Genomic DNA, 3,852 nt, shown 5'->3' with positions numbered 1-3,852 from the left:
CGCGGGCAAACAGCAGGACAATCCAGATGAGAAGGGACAAACAGGCAATCAGGAGCATCGTCAGTTCGGTTCTACAGTTTCGTTGCTAGTTAAACAAACGCAATACCGCCGGGGTTTCGGCGGAACGCTTGGCGGAGCGCAACTTTACGCCCAAACGTTGGCGTAGGCAGGACGAAAGGCTCGCCGACAGGGCACGGCAGGAGGTGTCGCCAGATTGCCGAGGCCCAGTGTCGAGCATGTATCGTGGCAGCGCTTCGTGTCGATATGCCATTCGACCGACGTAGCAATTCGAGGCACGCACGTCGGTTATCTCCGCCAACGAAGCGAACCGCGTGCTGTCCGACGTGGCCAAGAGTGTCAATTTTGTTGGCTAGGCGCAACGACCAACAACCGATAAACCGGACGCCAAAAAACAAAAACGCGAGTGACATTCGGCTACTTACGTGCGCGGTTACGCTGGCTAGCCGTAATAGTCAGGTCGGAACGGACACCGCTGCAACGCCCTCGCACCGCACCATACGGCCCTTTCACGCTGAATTTGCCGCGATCGAAGCGTGATTGAGCGGCATTCGCGCGCTGGCAGCATTCGCCCTGTCCATGAAGACATGCCGAGCACGAGCTTACGGCATCGCCGCCCGGGAAATAATTCGACCCTGCTACATGAAGTGGAACGACCCCGTAACAAGCATCCAAAAAGCGAACGCGTTAGAATACGCGGTCAAGTTCGGCCTTAAAGTTGAAACGAATGATCTGTTTTCAGGCATTTGTTTCGTGAAGCTTTTCGGCGAAGCTTTAATTTTGCTTACAATAAATTGACCGGATTTGATCGAAGCTTATAGCCGGTTCCATTCGAAACCCGCGTCAGTCGGAGTTCGCCCGAATATGCGTATTATCCTTGCTCAACCTCGCGGCTTTTGTGCGGGCGTGGTCCGCGCGATCGAGATTGTCGATCGTGCTCTGGAACGACATGGCGCGCCCGTCTATGTGCGCCATGAGATCGTTCACAATCGGCATGTTGTCGACAATCTGCGAAGCAAGGGCGCGCGTTTCGTCGAGGAACTCGACGAAGTCCCGCACGGCGCCGTCGCCATTTTCAGCGCACACGGCGTCGCGCAAACGGTAGAAGCTGACGCGCTGGCGCGCGGCCTGGATGTACTCGATGCAACCTGCCCGCTCGTCACCAAGGTTCACGTGCAAGGGCGGCAATACGTCGCGCAGGGCCGCACGCTGATCCTGATCGGCCACGCCGGGCATCCGGAAGTTGAAGGCACGATCGGCCAGATTCCCGGCACCGTGGTACTGGTGCAGAGCGAGGCCGAAGTTGCAACACTGTCGCTGCCGCTGGACGAACCCGTTGCGTATGTCACGCAAACCACCTTGTCCGTGGACGATACGCGCGGCATTATCGACGCACTGCACCGGCGTTTTAGCGATATTGTCGGGCCGGATACGCGTGATATCTGCTATGCCACGCAAAACCGTCAGGCCGCGGTCCGCGAGCTCAGCACGCAAGTGGACGTGCTGCTCGTGGTTGGCGCGACAAACAGTTCGAACTCGAACCGCCTGTGCGAGATCGGCGCCGAAACCGGCGTGCCGAGCTACCTGGTGGCGGACGGTTCGGAAGTGAAGCCTGAATGGTTTGTGGGTGCGCAGGCTGTGGGCATCACGGCTGGCGCGTCGGCGCCGGAAGAAATGGTTAAACACGTAATTGATGCACTGCGCGCGCTGGGCCCTGTCGAAGTGACGACAATGTCCGGCCGCGAAGAAAAAGTTGAATTCAAACTCCCCGCGAAGCTGACAAAACCGCTTGCCGCGGCAACGGCTTCCGCCGGCGCCCTTCGCGAAGATTAAGGAGCACACGCAATTGTCTATTCCGATGCTGCAAAAAGTCCGGGTTGGCGCATACATCGCGCGCCAGCATTTCATGCGCAACAAGCGTTATCCGCTCGCGTTGATGCTCGAGCCGCTGTTTCGCTGCAACCTGGCGTGTAATGGCTGCGGCAAGATCGACTATCCGGATCCCATCCTGAACCAGCGCATTTCCATGGCGGACTGCCTTGCGGCCGTCGACGAATGCGGTGCGCCGGTTGTTTCCATTGCTGGCGGCGAACCGCTGCTGCACAAGGAAATGCCGCAGATCGTGAAGGGCATCATCGCGCGCAAGAAGTTCGTGTACCTGTGCACGAACGCGTTGCTGATGGAAAAGAAAATGGACGACTACGAGCCGAATCCGTATTTCGTCTGGTCGGTTCACCTCGACGGCGACAAACAGGCGCATGACCATTCGGTCTCGCAAGACGGCGTGTATGAAAAAGCCGTTGCGGCCATCAAGGAAGCGAAGCGCCGTGGTTTTCGCGTAAATATCAACTGCACGTTGTTCAACGACGCCGATCCGGAACGCGTGGCGAATTTCTTCGATACGCTCGGACCGATGGGCGTGGACGGCATCACGGTGTCGCCGGGTTACGCGTACGAACGCGCACCGGATCAGCAGCACTTCCTGAATCGCGAAAAAACGAAGACGTTGTTCCGCGATATCTTCAAGCGCGGCGACAACGGCAAGCGCTGGTCGTTCAGCCAGTCGAGCATGTTCCTCGACTTCCTGGCCGGCAATCAGACGTACGAATGCACGCCCTGGGGCAACCCGGCGCGCACCGTGTTCGGCTGGCAGCGTCCGTGCTATCTGCTCGGCGAAGGTTATGTAAAGACCTTCAAGGAACTGATGGAAACGACCGAGTGGGACAAGTACGGCACGGGCAAGTACGAGAAATGCGCTGACTGCATGGTGCATTGCGGCTTTGAAGCGACTGCCGTGATGGACACGGTTGCGCATCCGCTGAAGGCGGCGCGCGTCGCGTTGCGCGGTCCGCGTACCGAAGGCGCATACGCGAAAGACCTGCCGGTCGACAATCAGCGCCCGGCGGAATTCGTGTTCTCGAAGCATGTCGAGATCAAGCTGGAAGAAATCGGCCGCGCCAAGACTAACAAGGGCGGCAAGCAGACAACGACGGCTGCGGCCTGAGTTTTCAAGCGCGCTTGATTCCTGCGGCAGATCGCAGGGAAGCGAACGGGTGGAAGACGTTGCGTTGAGCGGCGTTTTTCCACCCGTTCTTGTTTTCAAGACGCGCTTCCGGCAAGCCCGTGTAGCATCGCTTGTTTTCAGGCAAACCAAGCAGGACGCTATGGCCGACTTCAACGTAATGATCAACCTCGGCAAGGCCGACCTCGACGACTATCTGCTGCTCGCGAAGACACTGCGCAAATCAGGTTTCAGCGAGACGAAGGCGGCGCAAGTGGCGGCGGATTATCGGCTGCTGCCGGCTTCGTTCCGGTATTCCAGCGCGACCGAAGACATGATCGCAGTGAGGGAGAAGGCGATGAAGTCGGCGAAGAACGTTTCCTCGGCCGCGATGGTGCTTGTGTCAGAGTGCTGATAGCAACAGCCGGAACTTGCTGCGCATAAAGTTTCGCGGGGGGAGTCACTTTGCGTTCCAGTCATCTTCTCCGACAGCGCTCATCGGGGTTTCGTAACGCAATAGCGATCCACGCAACTGGTTGAGCGGGTCTTTACCAATGTCTTCGAGACACGCGCTTTTTTTAAATACAATGGCATCGGGCGCAGCGACTGGTTCAGCTTTCGTTCCTGCTGCAGATTTCAATGGCGTTGACATATCGGTGTGGCCTCGCATTCACGTTCCGTCACGTCGAACCAATATCGGTCCTCATAAAAAACCGCCCCACGCGCTTGGGCGCGACCCTCATGAATAGAAACTTCAGGGGCGTACACTTGATGCGCGCAGAGACAGTGGCCGTATGCTTCTTGGAGGTCTCGACCCCGTCAAAAAACCTGGC

General features: G+C 57.9%; 5 protein-coding genes. 4 read left to right on the top strand and 1 reads right to left on the bottom strand.

Translation table 11 applies throughout. The features are described 5' to 3' along the window. Nucleotides 1-558: 558 nt before the first annotated feature. The 4 genes from ACRXB1_RS32590 to ACRXB1_RS32575 all read left to right on the top strand — a co-directional run bounded on the left by ACRXB1_RS32590 (nt 559) and on the right by ACRXB1_RS32575 (nt 3,434). Nucleotides 559-816 carry a hypothetical protein gene (locus ACRXB1_RS32590; protein ID WP_062171723.1) on the top strand — a complete coding sequence of 86 codons (258 nt, stop codon included), beginning with the start codon at nt 559-561 and terminating at the stop codon, nt 814-816. 66 nt (nt 817-882) lie between these two features. Beyond that, nucleotides 883-1,851, top strand: a complete 969-nt coding sequence (ispH, locus tag ACRXB1_RS32585; protein ID WP_375507941.1) for a 4-hydroxy-3-methylbut-2-enyl diphosphate reductase — start codon at nt 883-885, stop codon at nt 1,849-1,851. A gap of 13 nt (nt 1,852-1,864) precedes the next feature. Beyond that, complete coding sequence (gene hpnH / locus ACRXB1_RS32580; RefSeq protein ID WP_062003752.1) at nt 1,865-3,022, top strand: adenosyl-hopene transferase HpnH; 1,158 nt, start codon at nt 1,865-1,867, stop codon at nt 3,020-3,022. A gap of 160 nt (nt 3,023-3,182) precedes the next feature. Further along, on the top strand, nt 3,183-3,434 hold the full coding sequence (locus ACRXB1_RS32575) for a hypothetical protein (protein WP_062003460.1): 252 nt from the start codon (nt 3,183-3,185) through the stop codon (nt 3,432-3,434). 45 nt (nt 3,435-3,479) lie between these two features. On the opposite strand, the gene ACRXB1_RS32570 is transcribed toward ACRXB1_RS32575, so the two are convergent. Beyond that, nucleotides 3,480-3,671 carry a hypothetical protein gene (locus ACRXB1_RS32570; protein WP_449494375.1) on the bottom strand — a complete coding sequence of 64 codons (192 nt, stop codon included), beginning with the start codon at nt 3,669-3,671 and terminating at the stop codon, nt 3,480-3,482. Between the last annotated feature and the right edge of the window lie 181 nt (nt 3,672-3,852).

This window comes from Caballeronia sp. M23-90, from assembly GCF_053574605.1.
This window is presented reverse-complemented; position numbering and strand designations above follow the sequence as displayed.

Excerpts from the sequence above, each read along its gene's own strand:
- ACRXB1_RS32570 (WP_449494375.1), bottom strand. The coding sequence starts at position 3,671 with ATGTCAACGCCATTGAAATCTGCAGCAGGAACGAAAGCTGAACCAGTC.
- ACRXB1_RS32575 (WP_062003460.1), top strand. The coding sequence starts at position 3,183 with ATGGCCGACTTCAACGTAATGATCAACCTCGGCAAGGCCGACCTCGAC.
- ispH (WP_375507941.1), top strand. The coding sequence starts at position 883 with ATGCGTATTATCCTTGCTCAACCTCGCGGCTTTTGTGCGGGCGTGGTC.